This window comes from Janthinobacterium sp. CG_23.4, assembly GCF_029892305.1.
GTDB classification, from domain to species: Bacteria; Pseudomonadota; Gammaproteobacteria; order Burkholderiales; family Burkholderiaceae_D; genus Janthinobacterium; species Janthinobacterium lividum_D.
This window is the reverse complement of sequence record NZ_JARXUX010000001.1, coordinates 2,817,964-2,840,230: the sequence shown is the minus strand read 5'-3', so window position 1 is coordinate 2,840,230 and position 22,267 is coordinate 2,817,964. Positions and strand designations below refer to the sequence as shown.

Here is a 22,267-nt window from a genome sequence, read left to right as displayed (position 1 = left end):
GTCACCCAATAAACACAAGGCGGGAATGCGGAAGATATTTGAAATAGGCAAAAGAGCCGGCGTGCTGGGCGTTGCCGTAAGTTTGTGCGCCTGCAACGTGGCGCCAGTCAAGCGCGACACTTACAATGCCATCAAGGAGCAGGTGGCCGCCGCCAGCGCCACGACCAGTCAGGCAGTTCAGTCCGCAGCAGTGGAAAACGCGCTGCTGCCGCAGGCGAGCGCGCTGGCGGCGCAACTGCCGAAGGCGCGCGGCGTGCTCGATGAGCGGTTTAACGTTGCCTTCAGCAACGTTCCGGCGCGCCAGTTTTTTGCTTCGCTCGTCACCGGCACGCGTTACAACATCCTCGTCCATCCTGATGTGCAGGGCAATATTTCCGCCAACCTCAAGGATGTGACGCTGATCGAAGCGCTCGATGCGGTGCGCGAACTGTATGGCTACGATTACAAGATCGAAGGCACGCGCATCGCAATTCGCCCCCTCACCATGCAAACCCGCATGTTCCAGGTCAATTACCTGACGGGTAACCGCAAGGGCACGTCGAATTTACGCGTCTCCTCGACGTCGGTGTCGAATTCCGGCACCAGCAACAGCGGCCAAAGCGGCGGCAATAGCGGCCAGCAGTCGCAGAATCAGCCGCAGCAGTCGGGCCAGGGCGGCAGCCAGGTGCAGCAGGATAGTGCCAATCTCAGCACCACGTCGGACAGCAATTTCTGGGCAGAATTGAAAGAATCGCTGGGTGCCATCATCGGCGGCACGGCCGATGGCCGCAAGGTGGTAATCAGCCCGCAGTCCGGCGTCGTCGTCGTGCGCGGCATGCCCGATGAACTGCGCGCCGTCGACCTGTACCTGAAGGCGACGCAACTGTCGGTGGACCGCCAGGTAATCCTGGAAGCGAAGATACTCGAAGTGGAATTGAACGATAATTTCCAGACCGGCATCAACTGGGCTTCGTTTGCCTCCATCAAGAGCGGCCACACGAACCGCATTTCGACCGGTTTCATCCAGCCCGGTGGCAGCCTGGCGCCGCTGCCGTTCAACGGCGGCCAGCCGCCCAAGATGACCAATAGCAACGGCTTGACGGCCAGCAGTGGCTTTGGCCTCAGTTCGGCGGCGAACGCAGCCGGTTCCATGTTCGGCCTGGCTTTCCAGACAGCCAACTTCGCCGCCATGCTCTCTTTCCTGGAGTCGCAGGGCTCGGTGCACGTGCTGTCGAGCCCGCGCATCGCCACCATGAATAACCAGAAGGCCGTGCTGAAGATAGGCACCGACGAATTCTTTGTCACTGGCGTCAGTACTACCGTGACGTCGACCGGCAACACGAGCGGCACCACCTCCAGCCCGAATGTCACGCTGCAGCCCTTCTTTTCCGGCGTGGTGCTGGACGTGACGCCGCAGATCGATGATCAGGGCAATATCATCTTGCACGTGCATCCTTCCGTCAGCCAGGTCACCACGGTCAACAAGGAAATCGACCTGGGCAGCGCCGGTTCGCTGAAACTGCCGCTGGCCGCGTCCAGCACTTCCGAGATGGATAGCATGGTGCGTAGCCAGGATGGGCGCATCGTTGCCATCGGCGGCTTGATGCGCCAGGCTACCACCGCCGACCGCTCGCAAGTGCCGGGCGCGGGTGATATTCCCTTGCTGGGCGCGCTGTTCCGCAACACGGGGCAGGTAATACAGAAGCGCGAACTGGTGGTGCTGATCAAGCCCACCATCGTCGATGGCGCAAATAGCTGGAGCGAGGACTTGCTCGATTCGGGCAAGCGCATCGAGGCGCTCGACCCGCGCCGTCCCTCGGAGCTGCGCTAAATGTACCAGGCCCATTTCGGCTTGCGTGAGGCGCCGTTTGGCCTCACGCCCGATACCAGTTTCTTCTTCAACGGCCCGCAGTCGCAAAAGGCGCTTAACACCTTGCTGGTGGCGGCGCGCAATGGCGAGGGCTTCATCAAGATCACTGGCGAAGTGGGCACCGGCAAAACCTTTCTCTGCCGCAAATTCATGCAATCGTTGGGGCCGGACTTCGTCACGGCCTACATCCCGAATCCGAACTTGCCACCCCGTTCACTGATGCTGGCGCTGGCCGACGACCTCGATGTCCTGCTGGAGAAAGATGCCGATCAGCATCAGCTGCTGAAGTCGCTCAACTTGCGCTTGCTCAACCTGGCAGCGCAGGGCAAGCGCGTGTTGTTGTGCCTCGATGAAGCGCAGGCGATTCCCGTTGACAGCTTGGAGGCCTTGCGCTTGCTGACCAATCTGGAAACGGAAAAGCGCAAGCTGTTGCAAATCGTGCTGTTCGGCCAGCCCGAATTGGACGTCAAGCTGGCCCTGCCGGAAATCCGTCAGCTGGCACAGCGCATCACCTTTCACTATCACTTGGGACCTTTGTCGCGCGACGACGTGGACTTTTATGTGGCGCACCGCCTGCGCGTGGCCGGTTTCGATGGCGCGCGCCTGTTCAGCCGTGGCGGCGTGAGCAAGCTCTACCAGGCTTCCGGCGGCATCCCGCGCCTGATTAACATCATGGCGCACAAGGCGCTGATGCTGGCCTATGGCGAAGGCCGGCAGCAGGTCAGCGGGCGCCACGTGGCGCTGGCCGCCAGCGATACCTTGGCCAGCAAGCCCCGTTTTTGGCAAGCGCGCTGGCACCGCCCCTGGCCCTGGCTCGCTGGCAGCGGCGTGCTGCTCGCCGCCTGCGCCGTGAGCTGGACTTTATTGAACCGATGACGAAGATGAGCCCGTAGATGAGCCTGATTAACAAGATGTTGCAAGACCTCGATGCCCGCGGCACCCCCGATGTGCGCGGCGACGCGGCCGGCATCCGCAGCGTGCCCGAACGCGAACGCGGCGTGTCGCGCGCGCTGGTCTTTGGCGGCGCGGCCGGCTTGACGGCCGCCGCTATCGCCCTGGGCTGGGTCTACCTGAAACGCCCGCCCGTGCCGCCGGTGCTCGTCAGCGTAGCCAACACGCCGTTGCCGGTGGCGGCACCGATACCCGTGCCGGTGACGGCGCCAGTTGCTGTGCCTGCGCCTGCGCCAGTTGCTGCGCCGGCGCCGATCGCCACGGCCCCGGTGACACCCGAGCCGGTGTTGCCGGCCGAGCAGACGGTCGCGCCGGCCAAGCTGCGTGCTGCTGAAATGGGCCGCATCACGCAACAACCAGCCAAGCCTGCCTCTGCGGCGGCGGTGAAGACGGCAGCTCCTGCCGCCAGCGAGCTTATCCTTGACGGCAAGCAAGTCACAGCGCAGCAGCGCGTGGACAATACATACCGGCGCGCGCTGACCCAGTTGCAAGATGGCCGCGTCGCCGACGCCATGCTGGCCTTGCAGCAGACCTTGCAGCTGGACCCGCGCCACCAGGGTGCGCGCGAAACCCTGGCGCGCCTGCTGCTCGAAGCGCAGCGTCCCGACGAGGCGGCCCGGCAGTTGCAGCTGAGCCTTGCACTGGACCCGAAACAGCCGGCGCAAGCGATGATGTTGGCGCGTTTGCAGCTGGACCAGGTCAACGGCGGCGCGGCGGCCCTCGATAGCCTCATGCGCAGCTTGCCGTACGCCACCGACAACGGCGAATACCAGGCTTTCCTGGCCGCCGTGCTGCAGCGCGAGCAGCGCTATCGCGAAGCAGCCGAGCACTACCAGCTGGCCCTGCAGACGGCGCCCGACAACGGCGTCTGGTGGATGGGCCTGGGGATAGCCTTGCAGGCCGATAACCACCCAGCTCAGGCGCGCCAGGCTTACGAGCGGGCCAGGGGTTTGCAAACCCTGTCGCCCCAGTTGCAGGCGTTTGTCGAGCGCAAGCTGGTGCAGCTGACAACGGTTGCGACGAAGTGACTTTTACCTCGATGAAAGAAACCAGCTTGCAGCCGCGCAGTGTGCTCATCCTCTTTTGTTCGCTCTGCTTGCTTGCCAACAGTGCGCCGGCTGCACCCGCCAGCGCACCCGCTAGCTACGTACTGGAAAATACCGAGGTGCGCGACATTCGTGCACAAGCCCTGAAACGCGACTATCAGGTGTTTGTGGCCTTGCCCGATTCTTACCGGCAGGGCAGCAAGCGCTATCCGGTGCTGTTTGTCGTGGACGCCAATTATGCGTTTCCCGTCGTGCGTAGTATCGCGCAGCGCCTGAACAAGCATGCCGGGCTGGAAGAAGTGGTGGTGGTCGGCCTGTCTTACGCCAACGGCGATGGCGGGGTGTACAGCCGCCGCCGCGACTACACGCCTACCACGCCGCGCAAGCATGATTACCGTTCGGACATGGCGGGGCGGCAACCGGCGTTCGGTGAAGCGAAGGCCTATGGCCAGTTTGTCACGGGCGAAGTCTTTCCCTTCATCGCCCAGCATTACCGCGTGAACATGCAGCGCAAGGTGTTTATTGGCCACTCGTATGGCAGCTTGCTGGGCCTCCAATTGCTGCTGAGCGAACCGCGCAGCTTCGAGCATTACATCCTCGGCAGTCCGTCGCTGTGGTATGACGCTGGCGTGATGTTCGAGCGCGAGCAAGCGTATGCGGCCAGTCACCGGGACTTGCCTGCGTCTGTGTTCTTTGGCATCGGCGCCCTGGAAAAGCTGGCGGCGGGCAAGCAGCGTTCACGCTCGGAGGAAGAGGCCGACATGCTGGCCGACTTGCGCGAGTTCGACGGCAAGCTGACATCGCGCAAGTTTCCCGGCTTGAAGACGCGTCTGCGCGTGTTCGAGGACGAAGACCATGCGAGCGTGTTTCCGTTGGTGCTGACGCATGGCTTGCGGGCGTATTTGAAGTCAGTGAAATGAATCGCGCTCAGGCGCGCAAGACTGTCTCGCCGTGTCTTGCCGTGTCTCGCCGTGCCTCGCCGCCGAAACAGCTGAGGCAGCTTTACAAGCGCGCCTCTTCGCCCCACACATTGCGCATGCTGAAATGCAAGCCGGCATCGTCTTCGTGCAGTGACGAGACGATGGCGAACTCGCTGTCGAGCGTGTCGCGCGGTGCCAGTTGCGCCAGCGTGGCGGCGCCCAGCGGCGCGCCCAGCGGATCGCTGAGCGGATGCACGTGCGCGGCACCCCGTTGCGTCACGACGCCCAGTTCGCCGCTGCGCAGGCGCACCAGGGTACCCGGTGGATATTTGCCCAGCAGCTTGACGAACTGTTCTCTCAGCAAGGGATCGATGGACACGCCCGGGTCGAGAAAGATGTGCTGTAGCGCCTGGTCGGGCACGATGGAGCGGCGGTAGTTGCGCGCCGAGACGCGGGCACAATAGCGGTCGGCCAGGCCGATCAGTTTGGCATTTTGCAAGATTTCATCGGCCGTGCGTCCCTGCGGATAACCGCTGCCGTCGTCGATTTCATGGTGCAAGAGCACGCAGCTCAGCCATTCCTCGTCATCGACGCCGGCGCAGCGCAGCAATTGCGTGCTCTCTTGCGGGTGCTGGCGCACGACGCGCATTTCTTCGTCATTCAGGGGGCCGCGCCGGTCCTGGAAACTGTCGTGGTGGCGCAGCATGCCCACGTTCATGGTCAGCGCAGCGGCACCGATCAGTACTAGCTCATCATTCGATTTGTGCATGCCGCGTCCTACCAGCATGGCGAGCAGCGCCGTCTCGATGCAGTGGCGCACGGCATAGACAGCGGCGATTTGATTGAGCAAGATGCTGGCTAAGGCAATGTCGGCATCGTGCTCGAGCGCGCGCAGCAGTTCGCGGGCGATGTCGCGCACGTCGCGCTCGGCATTGCTTTCGCTGCGCAAGTCCAGCAGCAAGCGCTCCAGGCGCTGCGCCGCCTCGTTCAGCAGGCGCAGCACCGATGGCTGCTCGGGCGTGCCGATGTACAAGCCCAGTTGCAGCAAGCGGCCCAGCTGCGCGCCGTCGGTGATGATTTGCCCCTTGCGTAGTTGCGGGCCGGCACTGTGCTCGGCCAGGAACAGATCCCAGGGCAGGGGCTCGCCGGGAACCAGGTCGGCCGGGCCGATGCGACGCTGTACCATGCTGTCATCCTTTGCTCCGCCGTGGCAGAGCCGTTATCGCTTATATGCTGCGCAGGCGCTCCAGCGCCAAACGCAAGGTCTCATCTTTCTTGGCAAAGCAGAAGCGCACGATGCCGGACTCCTTGCCCTGCGCGTAAAAGGCGGAGACAGGAATGGCGGCCACCTTGATCTCTGCCGTCAGCCACTCGGCGAACTGCGCTTCGCTCTTTTGTGAAATGGCATCGTAGCGCACGCACTGGAAATACGTGCCGTCGGCCGGCAGCAGGGTAAAGCGGCTGCCCGCCAGAGCGTCGCGGAACATATCGCGCTTGCGCTGGTAAAACGCAGGCAAGTCCAGATAGGGTTGCGGGTCCGCCATATAGCCGGCCAAGCCGTGCTGCATCGGGGTGTTGACGGTAAATACGTTGTACTGGTGTACCTTGCGAAACTCCGCCGTCAGGGCTGTTGGTGCCGCCACATAGCCAACTTTCCAGCCCGTCACGTGATACGTCTTGCCGAAACTGGAGACGATGAAGCTGCGCGCCGCCAGTTCCGGGTGGCGGGCGAGCGACTCATGGTGCACGCCGTCGTACACCATATGTTCGTAGACTTCGTCGGACAAGATCAAAATTTGCGTGCCGCGCACGATATCGGCCAGCGCCGCCACGTCGTCAGCGCGCAAGATGGTGCCCGTCGGGTTGTGCGGCGTGTTGATGATGATCAAGCGCGTCTTGCTGCTGACGGCAGCGGCCAGCTGGTCCCACGGCACGCTGTAGCCGCAGTCTCCCACTTCCATGGACACCAGCACGGGCACGCCGCCGGCCAGCGCGATGGCGGGCAGATAGCTGTCGTAGGCCGGTTCGATGACGATGACTTCGTCGCCCGGATGGACGCAGCACAGGATGGCGGTGGTGAGCGCCTGCGTGGCGCCGGCCGTGACGGTAATTTCCGTGCCTGCATCGTAGCTGTGGCCGTACAGGCTGGCGATCTTCGCGGCGATGGCTGCGCGCAAGGGCGCGGCGCCCGTCATCAGTGGATACTGGTTGTGGCCGGCGCGCATGGCCTCGCTGACCAGGTCGACCAGTTGCGGCGCGCAATCGAAATCGGGGAAACCCTGGCCCAGGTTGACGGCGCCATGCTGGGCCGCCAGGCTGGACATGCGGCTAAACACGGTGGTGCCCACCAGAGGCAATCGCGTGCAGAGGGTGGGAGTCAGATAGGGCGGGGAAGGGCTGTGCATGAACGGTAGGGTCGCGGTGCGCATAGTGGAATTGCCTCCTATTCTAGCGCAGCGCGTGGCCTTGCGTGCAGTCCTTAATGGCTCAGCTTGGCAATGCCCAGCCTTCCGGCAACATGATCTTGAACATGCCGGCCTTGGCCGTCTTGCGGGCCAGTTTCAGCAGCGCCTTATCCTTGGTGATGAGGATGTCGGCGTTGGCGTCGCGCGCCAGTTCGAGGAATTTCTGGTCATCCTTGTCCGTGCAGACAGGCAGGCGCACGCCCGATGCGGGCGGCGCCACGACGCTGATGTGGGCATCGAAGCGGGCGGCGGCGACAGCGCGGCTGGCTTCATCGAGCGGCAAATGTTTGTAATGCAATACGACAAGATATTCCGCGCGGCAATCTTCACGCGTGATGGCGTGCACGGCGCCGCTTTCCATGGCCGCCAGCAGGCCCGCCCAGCGCGGGTCGTTGAAGACGAAGAGGTCGAGGCAAACGTTGGTGTCGAGGACGAGTTTTTGTGGAGCAGGTATCATGTCGGCAATTCTATTTTGTAGTGATAATTTATGTTGATCGTGCTTTCGCCCGCCAAGAGTCTCGACCTGGAGACGCCGCCAACAACCGCGTTGCACAGCACGCCCGATTTTCTCGACCATAGCGCCCAGTTGATCGAGCGCATGCGCCAGTTCTCGCCCGCCGAAGTGGGCAGCCTGATGGGCATCTCCGACGCCTTGTCGGCCCTCAACGTGGCCCGCTACGCGTCCTGGACGCCCAAGCTGGCCGAGGCGCGCCAGGCCATCATGGCTTTCAATGGCGATGTGTATGCCGGTTTCGAGGCGCGTAGCCTGCAGCCGGCCCAGCTCGACTACGCCCAAGCGCGCGTGCGCATTTTATCGGGTCTGTACGGTTTGCTGCGTCCGCTCGACCTGATCCACCCGCATCGCCTGGAAATGGGTACGCGCCTGTCGACGACGCGCGGCAAGGATTTGTATGCGTTCTGGGGCGACACCATCACCAATGGCTTGAACCGTGCCGCGCAAGAGCAGGGCGCGAAGGTGCTGCTTAATCTGGCCTCCGAAGAATATTTCAAATCCGTCAAGCCGCGCCAGCTGGACGTGCCCGTCATCGCGCCCGTGTTCGAGGACTGGAAGAACGGCAAGTATAAAATCATCTCGTTCTATGCCAAGCGCGCGCGCGGCCTGCTGGCCCGCTATGCGACCGTGAACGCGATCCGCGATCCCGAACAGCTGAAGCAGTTCGACGTCGATGGCTACGCTTTCGTGCCGGAAGCGTCGAATGACACCAGCTGGGTATTTAGGCGAAAAGTGGGCGAATAAGTAAAAAAACCGGGCTAGCCCGGTAATGCCGTTCAGTTAGTGTTGGGATGCTATTTTTAGCCCAAGAACAAGGACTGGGGTCGGACACTTCGTGATCGGAATGTGCTCCATTGAAGCACATTCCCCCGGCGGGTCCGACCCCAGCTCTTTGCCTCTGGGGTTAGCGAATTTACTGGCGCTCATCAATCACGCCAAAACCCTTAACTGAACGGCATTAGGGCTAGCCCGGTATTTTATTAGCTTACTGCCAGAATTTCCACCACTTGCGATCCTTGTTCACCCCTTCCGGGCTGAGGAATGCCGTGTTCGGGTAGTTCTTGGTCAGCACGCGCAAGGTATCGTCGCGCAGGTCCGTCAAGCCCAGCTTGTCATACGAGCGGTACATGATGAACAGCGCTTCTTCGATGGCTGGCGAAGCGGCAAAGTCGCTCACCGTCGTTTGTGCGCGGTTGGCAGCTGCCAGGTAGGCGCCGCGGCGGTAGTAATAACGCGCCACGTGCACTTCATATTTCGCCATTGCATCGATCAAATAGTTCATGCGGGCCAGGGAATCGGGCGCGTACTTGCTATTGGGGAACTTGTCGATCAGTTGCTTGAAGGCCGCAAACGCTTCGCGCGTGGCTTTCGGGTCGCGCTCTGTCGGATCTTGCTCGTACAGGAAGTTCAGGAAGCTGATCTGGTCGTTAAAGCTGACCAAGCCGCGCAAATAATACATATAGTCTACATTGGCGTGGTTAGGATGCAACTTGATGAAGCGTTCGACGGCAGCCAGTGCCTGCGCCTGGTCTCCCGCCTTATAATACGCGTAAGCGATCTCCATCTGCGCTTGCAGGGCATAGTTGCCGAAAGGATAGTTAGCCTCCAGCTTCTGGAACAGGCCGATTGCAGCTTCATAATGCTGCCCGGCCATTTCTTCACGCGCCTCCGAGTATAATTTCGTAACGGACCAGTTTTTGGTCTCGTCCACTTTTTCAGGCAACAAGCTGCAAGCGGACATGCCGAGCAGAACGACTGAAGCGACTACCAACGATAATTTTTTTTGCATGACGTTTTGCAAGAAGGTTTTAACCAAGATTTTACAATAGGCTGATTATAGCCGATGGGAATGCTGTGATATTAACTCCGAAGCCTAATTTGGCTGACTCCGCGTTTGACTCCCTTTCTGAGCATGGCGCCGAAGATGCGTTTGACGGCGATTTTGCCGCCGACGACGCCTTCGAGATCATGCTCCCGATTACATTGGAACTGACGCCGGACGCTTGCGGCCACCGCCTCGATAAAGTCATCTCCAAGCTGGTGCCGCAATACTCGCGCAGCCGCTTGCAATTGTGGGTGGAAGCCGGTTTCGTGACCGTCGATGGAAAAGTTGCGAAACGCAATATGACCGCCTATGGCGACGAGAAGATCGTCATTCTGCCGCAAAGCGCGCCGGAAGACGAGGCTTTTAAGCCCGAAGCGATTGAATTGAACATCGTGCACGAAGATGAACATATCATCGTGATCAATAAACCGGCAGGGCTGGTCGTGCATCCAGGCCCAGGCAACTGGTCGGGCACCTTGCTCAACGGCCTGCTGCACCACTGCCCGCAACTGGCTGGCGTGCCGCGCGCCGGTATCGTGCATCGCCTGGACAAGGATACCAGCGGCCTGATGGTGGTGGGCAAGACCCTGGCCGCGCAAACGGATCTGGTACGCCAGTTGCAGGCGCGCACCGTCAAGCGCGAATATTTTGCGCTGGTATGGGGCACGCCGAAAATGGCGGGCACCATCGATGCGTCGATCGCGCGCCATCCGCGCGACCGGGTCAAGATGGCCGTGTCGGAGAATTTCACCGCCAAGCCCGCCATCACGCACTATGCATTGATCGGTAGCGGCGAACTCGACCGCCGTCCCGTGAGCCTGATGCAATGCCGTCTGGAAACAGGGCGCACGCACCAGATTCGCGTGCACATGCAGCACCTGGGGTTTGCGCTGGTGGGTGACTCGGTGTATGGCAAGCAGCACTTGGTGTCCGTCTTCTCGCGCCAGGCATTGCAGGCACGCCGCCTGGGTCTGGTGCATCCGGGTACCCTGGAAGCGTGCGAGTGGATCGTGCCGCTGGCCGATGATTTCGCGCAATTGATCGCCACCGCCGGCATTGCCGAGCCGGAACAGGTCTGATGCCGCCAGCGTTGCCTTGCCTGATACCCGATTGGCCCGGTTTGCCCGCCAACGTGGGCGCTCTGGCGACCATGCGTGCAGGCGGCGTCAGCCAGGGTCCTTACGGTGATGGACAGGGCGGCGCTGGCTTGAATTTGGGCACGCACGTGGGCGACGATCCTGCGCACGTGGCGGCCAACCGTGCGCGGCTGTCCGCCATGCTGCCGGCGCAGCCTGCCTGGCTGTCGCAGGTGCATGGCGTGGCCGTGGCCGACGCCGCCAGCGTGCATGGTTGCCTACCTGATGCCGACGCCAGCGTCGCCACGCAGGCCGGTGCCGTGTGCGTGGTGATGACGGCCGATTGCCTGCCTGTGCTGTTCAGCTCAAGCGACGGCCAAGTCGTCGGCGCTGCCCACGCGGGTTGGCGCGGCCTGGCCAATGGCGTCCTGCAGCGCACGGTGGACAGCATGCGGGCGCAAGGGGCGGGGGAAATCCTCGCCTGGTTGGGGCCTGCCATTGGTCCGCAGCAGTTCGAGGTAGGGCAGGACGTGCTGCAGGCATTTCGCGACGGTGCGCGCGATGCTGCCGAGCGGCAAGTGCTGTCGGATGCGTTCGCTGCCATCGCCGGCAAGCCGGGCAAGTATCTGGCTGATATTTACGCGCTGGCGCGTACCATGCTGCTGCGCGATGGCGTGGTGCGAGTGGCGGGTGGGCAATACTGCACCGTCAGCGATGCGGCGCAGTTTTACTCGTATCGGCGCGATGGCGTCACGGGAAGACAGGCCAGCTTGATCTGGCGCAAATAATCTGCACGGCAGACACTCATGTGTCTGCCGTTTTTGTTTTATCGTCTGAAGAGGCCAGTGCGCGCGCCTGCATGGCTGCGATACGCTCGGCCTTGCGTTTGCGTCGCCGCGAGCCTGTCAGATAGAATAGGAGCGATAGCGGCACGATGCAGTACAGCACGAAGGTCATCACCCCGGCGATGATGGACGATTCCGTCAGCGCCATGAGGCCGACGACGTAGATCCAGGCAATAGCGGTGATGAGCATCATATGCTGTGGCAGTGGGTGTGGCAGTGAGTAACAGTTTGCATGCAGTTGATTCCGAAGTATTTATTTTTGACTACGTTTGCGACACCTGACAAAACCGAAGCAGCAGGTTTTGTTCGGCGTCCCTCAATCTTGAATGGACTTAGATATTTATGCATATGCCCGATCCTCAAATGATGACCAAGGAATGGATGGCGCAGATCAGCAATCCTGAGCATTGGAAGACATGGTTCAACATGGTACCGCAGCCGGCCAGTAATCCGATTGCCGGCATTTTGCAGGATGCCGGTGCCAGCATCAAGCCGGACGTGATCGAACAACTGAAAAATACTTACGTGGCCAAGCTGACGGGCTTGTGGGCCGACTTCATGGCTGGCAAGGCGCCGCAGCTGAGCGACCGCCGCTTTGCCGCGCCTGCCTGGCACGCCAGTCCGGTGTCGGCCTTCAATGCGGCAGCCTACCTGCTGAATGCGGAGTTTCTCAGTGCCATGGCCGATGCCGTGGAAGCGGCGCCGCACCAGAAGCAAAAGATTGCCTTTGCGGTCCAGCAAATCGTCGACGCCATGTCGCCCGCCAACTTTCTCGCCACCAACCCCGACGCGCAGCAAACCTTGATCGAAACCAAGGGCGAAAGCCTGGCCAAGGGCTTGAGCAATATGCTGACCGACATGCAGAAGGGGCGTATTTCGCAATCGGATGAATCGGCCTTCGAAGTGGGCCGTAATGTCGCCACCACGCCCGGCACGGTAGTGTTTGAAAACGCCTTGTTCCAGTTGATCCAGTACACGCCAACGACGGCCACGGTACACCAGCGTCCCCTGTTGATGGTGCCGCCGTGCATCAATAAATTCTACATCCTTGACTTGCAGCCAGAAAACTCGCTCGTGCGCTACGCGGTGGAGCAGGGCAATAGCGTCTTTTTGATGTCCTGGCGCAATCCTGACCTGAGCATGCAGCACCTGACGTGGGACGATTACGTGGAACAAGGCGTGCTCGAGGCGATTCAGGTGACGCAAGACATTTCCGGCCAGGAAAAGCTCAATATGTTCGGCTTTTGCGTCGGCGGCACCATCGTCTCGACGGCGCTGGCCGTGCTCAAGGCGCGTGGCGAGAGTCCAGCCGCCAGCCTGACCCTGTTGACCACCTTCCTCGATTTCTGCGACGCCGGTGCACTCGACGTCTTCATTGACGAGCCGCAAGTGGCGCTACGCGAGCAGACTTTGGCCAACGGTGGCCTGATGTCGGGCCGCGACCTGGGCAGTACTTTCTCCAGCCTGAGGCCGAACGACCTGGTGTGGAACTACGTACAGTCGAATTACTTGAAAGGCAAGGAGCCGCCGGCGTTCGACTTGTTGTACTGGAATGGCGACGGTACGGGCTTGCCAGGTCCCATGTTCTGCTGGTATCTGCGTCACACTTATCTGGAAAACAGTCTGAAAGTGCCGGGCAAGCTGACCGTGGCCGGTGAGCAGATTGACCTGGGCAGCATCGATGCGCCCGCTTTCATCTACGGTTCGCGCGAAGACCATATCGTACCCTGGGGTGCGGCCTACGCCAGTACGGTCTTGCTGAACCCGAAAAAGCCGAAAGCCAACCGTTTCATTTTGGGCGCCTCAGGCCATATTGCGGGCGTGATCAATCCGGCCTCGAAGAAAAAGCGCAGCTACTGGAGCAACGACGCAGGCAAAGGCGCCCGCACGGCGAAAGCCCGCCCCTTGACTGCCGAGCAATGGATGGAAGGCGCGACCGAGCACGCTGGCAGTTGGTGGCCCGAATGGGCGGCCTTCCTGGCCGAGCACGGTGGTGCACAAGTGAAGGCGCCAGGCAAGCCGGGCAACAGGCGGCACGCGGCAATCGAGGCAGCGCCCGGGCGGTATGTTAAAGTCAGGGCAGATTAGGTCACGAAGTGTTTTGCCTGACAAGGCCGGCATCAGCACTGGCCTTGTCAGTAATCTACTTTTAGTTGCGTTGCAATAAATGTGGGAATCAACTACCCTGATGCGTAGTGGAGCCGTTTTCCACTCTATAATGGAAAAAGTAGGCAGGTGCGAAAGCGGACCCACGTTCGCTTTTTTTTCGGATCAACTCAGTATGCGCTGCGGCGCAATAAGTGGAACTTGTGATGAGTAGTGCAAAAAAAAGTATAGACCGCCTGATTAAAAAATATCCCAACCGTCGTCTGTACGACACGCAAACCAGTTCCTACATCACCTTGACGGATGTCAAGCAACTGGTGCTGGACAATGAGGTGTTTACCGTCGTCGATGCCAAATCCAACGAAGATTTAACGCGTAGCATCTTGCTGCAGATTATTTTGGAAGAGGAAGCGAACGGCGCGCCCATGTTCTCGAGCAGCGTGTTGTCGCAGATCATCCGCTACTATGGCCATGCCATGCAGGGCATGATGGGATCCTACCTGGAAAAGAACGTGCAAGCGTTCACCGATATCCAGCACAAATTTACGGGCACATCGGCTGGCAGTTTCGAAGGCAAACCATTCAGCCCGGAAATGTGGACCCAGTTCATGAACGTCCAGGGCCCGATGATGCAGGGCATGATGAATAATTACATCGACCAGAGCAAGAGCCTGTTTGTGCAAATGCAGGAGCAGATGCAGAGCCAGAGCAAGAATCTGTTCGGCACCTTTCCGTTCGTTCCGCCGGTGCCGCCGACGGACAAAAAATAAGCTGATCCGGTTTTTATGTTGCACAACGGCACAGGAGTTCCTGTGCCGTTGTGCATTCAGGCGCCATATCGCCTTGGTGTGCCGGGTTTTGATCGGAGCATGGTGCAACCTTTTTCCTTGATGGACAGACGCTGTCCGGCAAGGATGACATCGCAGCGTTCGTTTGATATGCAACTGCAGGTCCACGAGGAGTATATATGGCGCTGCTTGAGCAATTGCAGGCAATGATTGCAGCCGATAATGAGCGTATGCATGTCCTTCGTCTTGTCAGGGAACTTGATCTGCCCGATTGCTGGGTTGCCGCGGGATTTGTGCGATGCTGTGTCTGGGATCATTTGCACCAACGTTCGCCTTCGCCACTGTCTCACGATATCGACGTCATCTGGTACGACCCAAGCAAGGCGACACAGGCGCATGACGCCATGCGGACCTGCCTTACCTGACCGCTTCCGATGCCATGAGATACTGGCCGGAAACCGCCACTGCCGTGGGTGTGCGACTCAATGACCTTGCAGACATCGATATAGCGGCTCCTTTCGGCCTGCATGATCTTTTCGATCTGGTGGTCCGGCCGACAGAGCGATTTCTGACAGCGAAGCAATCGGTCTACGCAGGCCGCGTGCGTGGCAAGAATTGGCAAGGTACCTGGCCCAAGCTACGTATTGAATTCCCAGGTGCTGCTTCCTGCCGTGCTTTGGAACCGGACTGAGCAAGCTCATAGCCTGCATTTGATGATAAGCGATGCAGGAGCCTGAGAATCGCACCTGCAATCCATTGCTACCTATGCCCTGTCAACCCGGACAGCGTAGCGACCGCGTCTGGCGTTGTGGACGTGGATATAGCTGACTTCCTGATTGCCAAAGATCTGCTCAATCAGGGTTTCAATCGACGTGCCTTCCACCACATATTCAGGCGCGTCCGCCATCCGGCTCTTGCTCTGCAAGTCGATCCAGGCAGACGGCACGGATGCCGCCTGGTAGTCATCGTTCACATCGGGTGGGCATGGCATTGTCGACTGACGGTCAGAACTTTCACTTCATGCTTTCGGCAGTCCAGCTTTTACCGCCGTCGTTCGATATTTCAAATTGCGCCGGCACGCTCCAGCGCATTATTTTTCCCAGAATCGCACCCGATTTAAGCGGGGTCAACTCGCGTGATTTCGGTTTGGCGTCCACCAGTGTCCACGTTTTGCCCATGTCGCTACTGGCATGTAAGGTCGTATCGCTCATCAGACTGCTTTCAAAACGCAGCAGGGTGCCATCGGTACGCTGAACCAGCGCAATGTGGCTAGCGGTGACCTCTTGCCAGGTTTGACCTTGATTCACTGAAACGAAAGCATCTCTGGAGGTGATCGCAAATGGCCCGTAACCTTGTGTTATGAGGCTCCACATGCCGCTGCCGCTGATGCGCATCGCATCCACACGGCGATCGGGCATTGCCCGCGCTGACCACTGGCCACTGGCGTAGTCGTAGAGGTGCAGCGTTCCTTTCGTCGACGTGTAGGCAAAGCCTGTGCCGATATCGCGCAGCCAGAACCAGGTGTCCTGGTTCAGGAGCCACTTCCCCAGCTTCTCACTGCGTACCTGATTCCACTCGCCGCGCTCGAGACGGGTGGAATGATAAATCGTGACTTCATTGTTACGCTGGACGGCGACATACCAGCCAGCGTCCATATTGCCAGCCAGTCCGACCAGATTGCCATAGGGAAGGTTGCCAGTGTCAATCGGTTCAAGCTTGTTCTGTCCCGGCGCATGGCGCAGCAGGGTGCCGAACTCGCCGAAGGCCAGCAAGTCTGCATCCGGCATTTGCACCGGCTGCACGCAGTTCAGCGTCTCTATTTTGTCGCTGGCCAGTTGTTTCCATGTTCCCCCAGGGCTGCGCCACAGCACTGTGCCCATGCGGGTTGCGGCCGCCACGCTACCGTCTGGTAGCTCCGTCACGCATTCGGCGCCGGTGGGGCGGGCCATGGCGACTTCCTCAGCGCGATCCGTATCACTGCGCGATCCGGACCAGCTGACTGTCTTTTCGGGTGCAAACAGCTTCAGGTGCTCGGGAGAATAGCGTTCGAGCAGGGTGCGGTTGTCTCGCACCCGCACGCTGCGGCCGACCAGTACACGCTCGCCATAAAGAGGCGTGACGATCAGGCGGCCCAGATCGACCGGCTTGCCTTCCTCCACAGTAAATAAGCCCAGGCCGCTGCCCATTTTGATGTAGCGGTTTGATTTGCCGGCGTCGGCCAGTTGACTGAAGTAGTATTTCCCCGGCGGCAGGGTCCCCATGAAAAGAGTCGTGTCGCGCGCCATATCCTTGGCAACCTGGTTCAGGATATATTGCTGCAGGACCAGGCTCGATACTGCGTCTGCGCTACTCAGGCGGCCCAAGGTGATCTGGCCCAATCCGTTCACCTCATCAGTGTTGGCAGTAATGCTGACAGTAACGGCCGTACCTTCGGAGGGCACGCCGGCGCTGAGAGGGCGCTGCACATGCGTTGTGACACAGCCACCGAGCATCAGCGCAGAGACGGCTCCTGCAAAAACGTAGGCAACGAAATTTTTGATGAACATTTTATTTCCACAGTGCAATAAAATCTTATTATAGCGAGACTGTGTATGAAATAACAAGTACATTAGCCAAGTATGGGCTGCAGCCAGATATGGAATGCGTGAAAGAATATGCTCAGGGCAGGTCGCCCGTGGCTCCCACCGTTGCATATCCCGCAGCAAAACCAGAGCGCCACTGACAGCCAAGGGCGGCTCGGGGTACAATAGCCGATTCGCCTCACCATATTACTAGCTGCCAACTATGTCTGAAATTCACCGTATTGCCGTTCCTTCCGCCAAGCCAGAGGCCATGCTGGCCATGCCAGGTGCTGCGCCGAAAGTGGGCTTTGTCTCGCTCGGCTGCCCGAAAGCGCTGGTCGACTCCGAACAAATCTTGACCCAACTGCGCGCCGAAGGTTACGAAACGGCGAAATCCTACGCTGGCGCCGATCTGGTGATTGTCAATACCTGCGGCTTCATCGATGCCGCCGTGCAAGAGTCGCTCGACGCCATCGGCGAAGCGCTGGCTGAAAACGGCAAGGTCATCGTTACCGGTTGCCTGGGCGCCAAGAAAGATGCTGCCGGCGACGACATCATCATGAAGGTGCACCCGAAAGTGCTGTCCGTCACGGGCCCGCACGCGCTGGCCGAGGTGATGGATTCGGTCCACCTGCACCTGCCGAAACCGCATGCGCCCTTCCTTGATCTGGTGCCGCCGCAAGGCGTCAAGCTGACGCCGAAGCACTATGCCTACCTGAAAATTTCCGAAGGCTGCAACCATCGTTGCAGTTTCTGCATCATCCCATCGATGCGCGGCGACCTGGTCTCGCGCCCGATCGGCGAACTGATGATCGAAGCGGAAAACCTGTTCAAGGCCGGCGTCAAGGAATTGCTGGTCATTTCGCAAGACACTTCGGCCTATGGCGTGGACGTGAAATTCCGTTCCGGCTTCTGGAATGGCCGTCCCGTGAAGACGCACATGACGCAGCTGACGGAAGCGCTGGGCGAACTGGCCAAGTCCTACGGTGCCTGGGTACGCTTGCATTACGTCTATCCATACCCGCACGTGGACCAGATCATCCCGATGATGAGCGGCGGCCACATCCTGCCTTACCTCGATATTCCGATGCAGCATGCGCATCCTGACGTGCTCAAGCGCATGAAGCGCCCGGCCAGTGGCGAGAAAAACCTGGACCGCATCCAGGCCTGGCGCGCCATCAACCCGGACTTGACCATCCGCTCGACCTTCATCGCCGGTTTCCCTGGCGAAACGGAAGCGGAATTCGAGTACTTGCTCGACTTCCTCAAGGAAGCGCAGATCGACCGCCTGGGCTGCTTCGCCTATTCGCCCGTCGAAGGCGCGACCGCCAACGCCATCGCCAACCCTGTGCCGGAAGAGCTGCGCGAAGAGCGCCGTGGCCGCGTGATGCTGCTGCAGGAAGAAATTTCGAAAAAACGCCTGCAAGCGAAGGTCGGCAAGACCGTGCGCGTGCTGATCGATGAAGTCACCCGCTCCGGCGGCGTGGGTCGCTCGTCCGCCGACGCGCCGGAAATCGATGGCGTCGTCTACGTCAAGCCTCCGTTCGAACCGCACCGCAAGCTGGCCGTTGGTCAATTCGTCGACGTGACCATCACCTCGGCCGATGCGCACGATCTGTGGGGCGCTGCCGAGTAAAAAACGTCCATGCCTGCGTTGCGCTGCCTTGCCGTACAGTGAAGTACTGTCTTCGGCAGCGCGCCTTGGCCTGAACGTTTTTTATGCAGGTGTAATAGGGCATAGGCCCTTGCAATCGAATGTCCATGCCTGCGTTGCGCTGCCTTGCCGTACAGTGAAGTACTGTCTTCGGCAGCGCGCCTTGGCCTGAACGTTTTTTATGCAGGTGTAATAGGGCATAGGCCCTTGCAATCGAATGTCCATGCCTGCGTTGCGTTGCCTTGCCGTACAGTAAAGTACTGTCTTCGGCAGCGCGCCTTGGCCTGAACGTTTTTTATGCAGGTGTAACACTCTGCCATATGTACGGCAGACTAGGGCATAAGCCCTTACAATCATGGCGGACCAGCAATTGCTGGCCCGCCTTTTTTTTATGCCGACGACGCCATGACCACACTCAAATCTCCGCAAACGGCGCTGATCCACAGCGATTACCAGGCACCGCAAGGCTTTGCCGCCTTTCCCAACGCTATCCATCACGCATCGACCGTGTTGTTCAAGGACGTCGCGGCCATGCGCTCGGGCGACTGGAAAGAGAAGAATGCCTACACCTATGGCTTGCACGGCACGCCCACCACGTTCACGCTGGAAGCGCGTCTGGCCGAGATCGAAGGAGGCAAGTACTGTTTGCTGGCACCGTCGGGCCTGGCAGCCATCGCCATGGCGGACTTTGCCCTGCTCAAGAGCGGCGATGATGTCTTGCTCCCTGAAAACATCTACAACCCGAATCGCGAACTGGGACGCTGGCTGGCGCAGGACTTCGGCATCACGGCCCGCTATTACGATCCGCTCATCGGCGCCGGCATCGCCGCCCTGATCCAGGAAAATACCAAGCTGATCTGGACGGAAGCACCGGGTTCGGTGACCATGGAAGTGCCGGATTTGCCCGCCATCTGCGCGGCCGCGCATGCGCGCGGCGTGCTCGTCGCCCTGGATAACACCTGGTCGGCAGGCCTGGCCCTGCGCGGCTTTGAGCTGGGCGTCGATATCATCATGCAGGCGCTGACGAAGTACCAGTCGGGCGGCTCGGATGTGCTGATGGGGGCGCTGATCACGCGCGAGCGGGCGCTGCACGAGCGCCTGGCGCTGGCGCACATGCGCCTGGGGCTGGGTGTGGGGGCGGACGACGCCTACCTGGTGCTGCGCGGTTTGCCGACCATGAAGCTGCGCTTCGACGCCCATGATGCGGGCGCGCGCGCGGTGGCCAGCTGGCTCAAGGGCAGGCGCGAGATCGCCACGGTGCTGCATCCGGCTTTCGACGATTGTCCGGGGCATGCCATCTGGCAGCGCGATTTCACGGGCGCCGGCGGCCTGTTTTCCGTGCTGTTCGATGCCCGCTACACGGAGCAGCAGACAGATCGTTTCGTCGATGCCTTGCAGCTGTTCAAGATAGGCTACAGCTGGGGTGGTGCGAATAGCCTGGTGATGCCATACCGCATCGCCGCCATGCGCAAGGGCTGGCAGTTGCCGGGCCAGCTGGTGCGCCTGAATGTGGGGCTGGAAGAGCCGCAGGATCTGATCGCCGATATCGAACGCGCGTTCGCAGCGATGTAGCGGCAAGTGGGCAAGCGGCAATCGGGCAGGCGGCAGGCTTGCCGCAGCCCGGCCATGCCCCATGACATGCCCTATGACATGCAGCTTCCAGCCTGCCTGATTGTTGGCCCAGTTTTTATGCTGACAAGCTAGGTTGCGCAGCAGCGCAATACAAGGAAAAAGGTGGAATACATTGTTGAAAGCTGATCGATATCTCACCTGGGCCGCGCGCGCCAGATGCTGGCTGCGGCGTAGCTTTCCCTTGCCGGCCTTGTTGCTGTGCGCCACGCTGGCCCACGCCGCCGACCCTGCCCTGGAGGCGCAGTTTGCTTCCGGCTTGAAGGAAGAGGGCTTGGCCGGCGCCGTCTGGAGTGAGGTCTTGCCAGATGGAACAGTCAGAGTCGGCGCATCGGGCTTGCGCGATGTCAGCCGGCTTATACCCATGCAGGCTGACACGCGCGTGCAGGTGGGTTCCGTGGGCAAGGTGGCGCTGGCGCTGGGCGTCTTGCGCCTGGTCAGCGAAGACCGGCTCACGCTCGACACGCCCTTGCAGCAGGTGCTGCCGGAACTGGCCTTGAAAAATCCGTGGCAGGCCAGCGATCCCGTGCGCATCGGCCACCTGCTGGCGCATACGTCAGGCCTGGATAATGTGCGTCTCTGGCAGGCGTTCAGCCTGCACCCGGCGCCGCAGACGCCGTTGGCCGAGGCTTTTGAGGGCGGGCGCAATCTGCTGCGCGTGCGCGCCCGGCCCGGCAGCCGTTACGCGTATTCCAACATGGGCTATGGCTTGCTGGGCATGCTGATCGAGAAGGTCACGGGCCAGCCGTACGAGCGCTACCTCGATGCCCAGTTGCTGCAGCCGCTGGGGATGGCGGACAGTACGTTTGGCTTTGTTACCCAGATGAGCACACCAATGAGCACACCGGCAGGCGCGCAGCTTGACCCGCGCCTGGCCATGGGCCACTTCGAGCATGGGGTGGCACAGCCGGCAGTGCCGCAGTACCTGCGTCCGGCCGCGCAATTTACCACCACAGCGGCCGACATGGGCAAGCTGGCGCAATTTCTGATGGGTGATGGCAAGCTGCAGGGCAAGCGCTTCATCGACCTGGCGCTGATGGGTGCCTTGTCCGAACCAGCCGGCACGGATGCGGTGCAGGCGGGCCTGGCAACGGGCCACGGCCTGGCGCTTGCCGTGCGCGACCGTCACAATGTGGTCGGTGCCTGCCATCCTGGCACGACCGTCGGTTTCCGCGCCATGCTGTGCCTCTATCCGGAGCAGGGCAGCGCCTTCTTCGTGGCCTTCAATGCCGATGTGGAACAGGCCGACTATGAACGCTTCAACCGTCTGCTGCTGCGCGACCTGGCGCTGGCGCTACGCGCGCCTGCCCCGCAGGGCACGCCCGCGCCCACGCTGGAAAACTGGCAGGGCGTGTACGTGCCGTCACCCAGTCCCATGGCCAGCATGGCCTGGGTCGATGCCGTCTTCGGCTTTACGCGCCTGAAATGGGATGGCGAGTCGCTATTTCTGATCCCGTTCCAGGGCGAGCCTAAGGAACTGGAGCCGGTGGGCGGCTTGCTATTTCGCGCCAGCGATCGCAGCATGCCATCGCATGTGCTGCTGCAAGACGATGGCAAGCATATCCTCAGCGACGGCTTGCGCAACTATGAGCGGGTGTCGATGCTGCGCATGCTGGTGTTGTGGGGCAGCCTGGCGCTGGGCGTGCTCGGTTTGCTGTATGTGCTGGTGGTGGGCGTCTGGCGCGCTGCGCTGCGCAGGCTGGGGCGGGGCGACCATCTGTTCGCGCCCCTGCTGTCACTGCTGGCGCTGCTCTTGCCCGCACCGTTGTTTTACTTCCAATCCTACCTAAGCCTGGGCGACGTGAGCATCGCCAGCGTGCTGCTGGCGCTGCTCACGGGCACGCTGCCGCTGGCCGTCGCGTTCGGCCTGGCGCGCTGCTGGCGCAGCCGTGGCACGGCGGCCGAGGCGGGCTCGTGGGCGAAATGGGATTGGGTGGCCTTGCTGGCGGCGCTGGAACTGCTGCTGGTGCTGGCTTGGTGGGGTTTGCTGCCGCTGCGCTTGTGGCAGCTATAGAGTAGGCCCGGGCATGGCCGCGCA

19 protein-coding genes and 1 pseudogene are annotated in these 22,267 nt (G+C 60.8%); 13 read left to right on the top strand and 7 right to left on the bottom strand.

Features of this window, described 5'->3' with window-relative positions:
- Nucleotides 1–25 precede the first annotated feature (25 nt).
- The 4 genes from mshL to H4V96_RS12645 are packed head-to-tail and all read left to right on the top strand — an operon-like array spanning nt 26 to nt 4,766.
- Nucleotides 26–1,810, top strand: coding sequence for a pilus (MSHA type) biogenesis protein MshL (mshL, locus tag H4V96_RS12660; RefSeq protein ID WP_043462116.1), 1,785 nt, complete (start codon nt 26–28; stop codon nt 1,808–1,810).
- A complete protein-coding gene (locus H4V96_RS12655) occupies nt 1,811–2,725 on the top strand; it encodes an AAA family ATPase (RefSeq protein WP_280720978.1) in 915 nt (304 codons plus the stop codon).
- Nucleotides 2,726–2,742: 17 nt separating this feature from the next.
- Nucleotides 2,743–3,828 (top strand): tetratricopeptide repeat protein, encoded by a 1,086-nt coding sequence (locus H4V96_RS12650; protein ID WP_196855916.1) that lies wholly within the window; start codon nt 2,743–2,745, stop codon nt 3,826–3,828.
- An 11-nt stretch (nt 3,829–3,839) separates the two neighbouring features.
- Entirely contained in the window at nt 3,840–4,766 is a 927-nt protein-coding gene (locus H4V96_RS12645; protein WP_196855915.1) for an alpha/beta hydrolase-fold protein, read from the top strand.
- Nucleotides 4,767–4,848: 82 nt separating this feature from the next.
- Here H4V96_RS12645 and H4V96_RS12640 read toward each other — a convergent pair whose 3' ends face one another.
- The 3 genes from H4V96_RS12640 to H4V96_RS12630 form a co-directional block, all read right to left on the bottom strand.
- Nucleotides 4,849–5,952 (bottom strand): HD domain-containing phosphohydrolase, encoded by a 1,104-nt coding sequence (locus H4V96_RS12640; protein ID WP_070347131.1) that lies wholly within the window; start codon nt 5,950–5,952, stop codon nt 4,849–4,851.
- A gap of 40 nt (nt 5,953–5,992) precedes the next feature.
- Nucleotides 5,993–7,171, bottom strand: a complete 1,179-nt coding sequence (locus H4V96_RS12635) for a pyridoxal phosphate-dependent aminotransferase (protein WP_196855982.1) — start codon at nt 7,169–7,171, stop codon at nt 5,993–5,995.
- Between the two features lie 82 nt (nt 7,172–7,253).
- Nucleotides 7,254–7,688, bottom strand: a complete 435-nt coding sequence (locus tag H4V96_RS12630; protein WP_010399014.1) for a putative toxin-antitoxin system toxin component, PIN family — start codon at nt 7,686–7,688, stop codon at nt 7,254–7,256.
- A gap of 30 nt (nt 7,689–7,718) precedes the next feature.
- Between H4V96_RS12630 and yaaA the strand changes: the two genes are divergently transcribed.
- The gene (gene yaaA, locus H4V96_RS12625) at nt 7,719–8,489 is read left to right on the top strand and encodes a peroxide stress protein YaaA (RefSeq protein ID WP_196855914.1); all 771 of its coding nucleotides are present in this window, start codon (nt 7,719–7,721) and stop codon (nt 8,487–8,489) included.
- A gap of 241 nt (nt 8,490–8,730) precedes the next feature.
- On the opposite strand, the gene H4V96_RS12620 is transcribed toward yaaA, so the two are convergent.
- On the bottom strand, nt 8,731–9,534 hold the full coding sequence (locus H4V96_RS12620) for an outer membrane protein assembly factor BamD (RefSeq protein ID WP_010399011.1): 804 nt from the start codon (nt 9,532–9,534) through the stop codon (nt 8,731–8,733).
- An 89-nt stretch (nt 9,535–9,623) separates the two neighbouring features.
- Here H4V96_RS12620 and H4V96_RS12615 point away from each other — a divergent pair, with 89 nt between their 5' ends.
- Nucleotides 9,624–10,649, top strand: a complete 1,026-nt coding sequence (locus tag H4V96_RS12615; protein WP_280720977.1) for an RluA family pseudouridine synthase — start codon at nt 9,624–9,626, stop codon at nt 10,647–10,649.
- The gene (gene pgeF, locus H4V96_RS12610; protein WP_070347126.1) at nt 10,649–11,434 is read left to right on the top strand and encodes a peptidoglycan editing factor PgeF; all 786 of its coding nucleotides are present in this window, start codon (nt 10,649–10,651) and stop codon (nt 11,432–11,434) included. The genes H4V96_RS12615 and pgeF overlap by 1 nt, the downstream gene beginning before the upstream one ends.
- A gap of 16 nt (nt 11,435–11,450) precedes the next feature.
- On the opposite strand, the gene H4V96_RS12605 is transcribed toward pgeF, so the two are convergent.
- Complete coding sequence (locus H4V96_RS12605; protein ID WP_280720976.1) at nt 11,451–11,684, bottom strand: hypothetical protein; 234 nt, start codon at nt 11,682–11,684, stop codon at nt 11,451–11,453.
- Nucleotides 11,685–11,833: 149 nt separating this feature from the next.
- On the opposite strand from H4V96_RS12605, the gene phaC reads away from it, so the two are divergent.
- From phaC to H4V96_RS22490, 3 genes and pseudogenes are all read left to right on the top strand, one after another.
- Complete coding sequence (phaC, locus tag H4V96_RS12600; RefSeq protein WP_196855912.1) at nt 11,834–13,579, top strand: class I poly(R)-hydroxyalkanoic acid synthase; 1,746 nt, start codon at nt 11,834–11,836, stop codon at nt 13,577–13,579.
- Nucleotides 13,580–13,803: 224 nt separating this feature from the next.
- Nucleotides 13,804–14,367, top strand: a complete 564-nt coding sequence (gene phaR / locus H4V96_RS12595; protein WP_010399000.1) for a polyhydroxyalkanoate synthesis repressor PhaR — start codon at nt 13,804–13,806, stop codon at nt 14,365–14,367.
- A gap of 197 nt (nt 14,368–14,564) precedes the next feature.
- Nucleotides 14,565–15,076: pseudogene (locus H4V96_RS22490) on the top strand (nucleotidyltransferase family protein).
- A gap of 72 nt (nt 15,077–15,148) precedes the next feature.
- On the opposite strand, the gene H4V96_RS12585 reads toward H4V96_RS22490, so the two are convergent.
- Both H4V96_RS12585 and H4V96_RS12580 read right to left on the bottom strand, forming a co-directional pair.
- The gene (locus H4V96_RS12585) at nt 15,149–15,358 is read right to left on the bottom strand and encodes a DUF1203 domain-containing protein (protein WP_280720975.1); all 210 of its coding nucleotides are present in this window, start codon (nt 15,356–15,358) and stop codon (nt 15,149–15,151) included.
- Nucleotides 15,359–15,398: 40 nt separating this feature from the next.
- A complete protein-coding gene (locus H4V96_RS12580) occupies nt 15,399–16,931 on the bottom strand; it encodes a sialidase family protein (RefSeq protein ID WP_196855908.1) in 1,533 nt (510 codons plus the stop codon).
- 295 nt (nt 16,932–17,226) lie between these two features.
- Here H4V96_RS12580 and rimO point away from each other — a divergent pair, with 295 nt between their 5' ends.
- From rimO to H4V96_RS12565, 3 genes are all read left to right on the top strand, one after another.
- Complete coding sequence (gene rimO, locus H4V96_RS12575) at nt 17,227–18,582, top strand: 30S ribosomal protein S12 methylthiotransferase RimO (protein ID WP_010398991.1); 1,356 nt, start codon at nt 17,227–17,229, stop codon at nt 18,580–18,582.
- 423 nt (nt 18,583–19,005) lie between these two features.
- Complete coding sequence (locus H4V96_RS12570; protein WP_196856852.1) at nt 19,006–20,172, top strand: cystathionine beta-lyase; 1,167 nt, start codon at nt 19,006–19,008, stop codon at nt 20,170–20,172.
- A gap of 175 nt (nt 20,173–20,347) precedes the next feature.
- Nucleotides 20,348–22,243: a serine hydrolase domain-containing protein gene (locus H4V96_RS12565; RefSeq protein ID WP_196856851.1), complete on the top strand. Its 1,896-nt coding sequence runs from the start codon at nt 20,348–20,350 to the stop codon at nt 22,241–22,243.
- The last annotated feature ends 24 nt before the right edge of the window (nt 22,244–22,267 follow it).

Coding starts and splice junctions, on each gene's coding strand:
- H4V96_RS12635 (WP_196855982.1), bottom strand. CDS start 7,171: ATGCACAGCCCTTCCCCGCCCTATCTGACTCCCACCCTCTGCACGCGA.
- H4V96_RS12570 (WP_196856852.1), top strand. CDS start 19,006: ATGACCACACTCAAATCTCCGCAAACGGCGCTGATCCACAGCGATTAC.
- H4V96_RS12655 (WP_280720978.1), top strand. CDS start 1,811: ATGTACCAGGCCCATTTCGGCTTGCGTGAGGCGCCGTTTGGCCTCACG.
- H4V96_RS12620 (WP_010399011.1), bottom strand. CDS start 9,534: ATGCAAAAAAAATTATCGTTGGTAGTCGCTTCAGTCGTTCTGCTCGGC.
- rimO (WP_010398991.1), top strand. CDS start 17,227: ATGCCAGGTGCTGCGCCGAAAGTGGGCTTTGTCTCGCTCGGCTGCCCG.
- H4V96_RS12650 (WP_196855916.1), top strand. CDS start 2,743: ATGAGCCTGATTAACAAGATGTTGCAAGACCTCGATGCCCGCGGCACC.
- yaaA (WP_196855914.1), top strand. CDS start 7,719: ATGTTGATCGTGCTTTCGCCCGCCAAGAGTCTCGACCTGGAGACGCCG.
- pgeF (WP_070347126.1), top strand. CDS start 10,649: ATGCCGCCAGCGTTGCCTTGCCTGATACCCGATTGGCCCGGTTTGCCC.
- H4V96_RS12580 (WP_196855908.1), bottom strand. CDS start 16,931: ATGTTCATCAAAAATTTCGTTGCCTACGTTTTTGCAGGAGCCGTCTCT.
- H4V96_RS12645 (WP_196855915.1), top strand. CDS start 3,840: ATGAAAGAAACCAGCTTGCAGCCGCGCAGTGTGCTCATCCTCTTTTGT.
- mshL (WP_043462116.1), top strand. CDS start 26: ATGCGGAAGATATTTGAAATAGGCAAAAGAGCCGGCGTGCTGGGCGTT.
- H4V96_RS12640 (WP_070347131.1), bottom strand. CDS start 5,952: ATGGTACAGCGTCGCATCGGCCCGGCCGACCTGGTTCCCGGCGAGCCC.
- phaR (WP_010399000.1), top strand. CDS start 13,804: ATGAGTAGTGCAAAAAAAAGTATAGACCGCCTGATTAAAAAATATCCC.
- phaC (WP_196855912.1), top strand. CDS start 11,834: ATGCATATGCCCGATCCTCAAATGATGACCAAGGAATGGATGGCGCAG.
- H4V96_RS12630 (WP_010399014.1), bottom strand. CDS start 7,688: ATGATACCTGCTCCACAAAAACTCGTCCTCGACACCAACGTTTGCCTC.
- H4V96_RS12605 (WP_280720976.1), bottom strand. CDS start 11,684: ATGATGCTCATCACCGCTATTGCCTGGATCTACGTCGTCGGCCTCATG.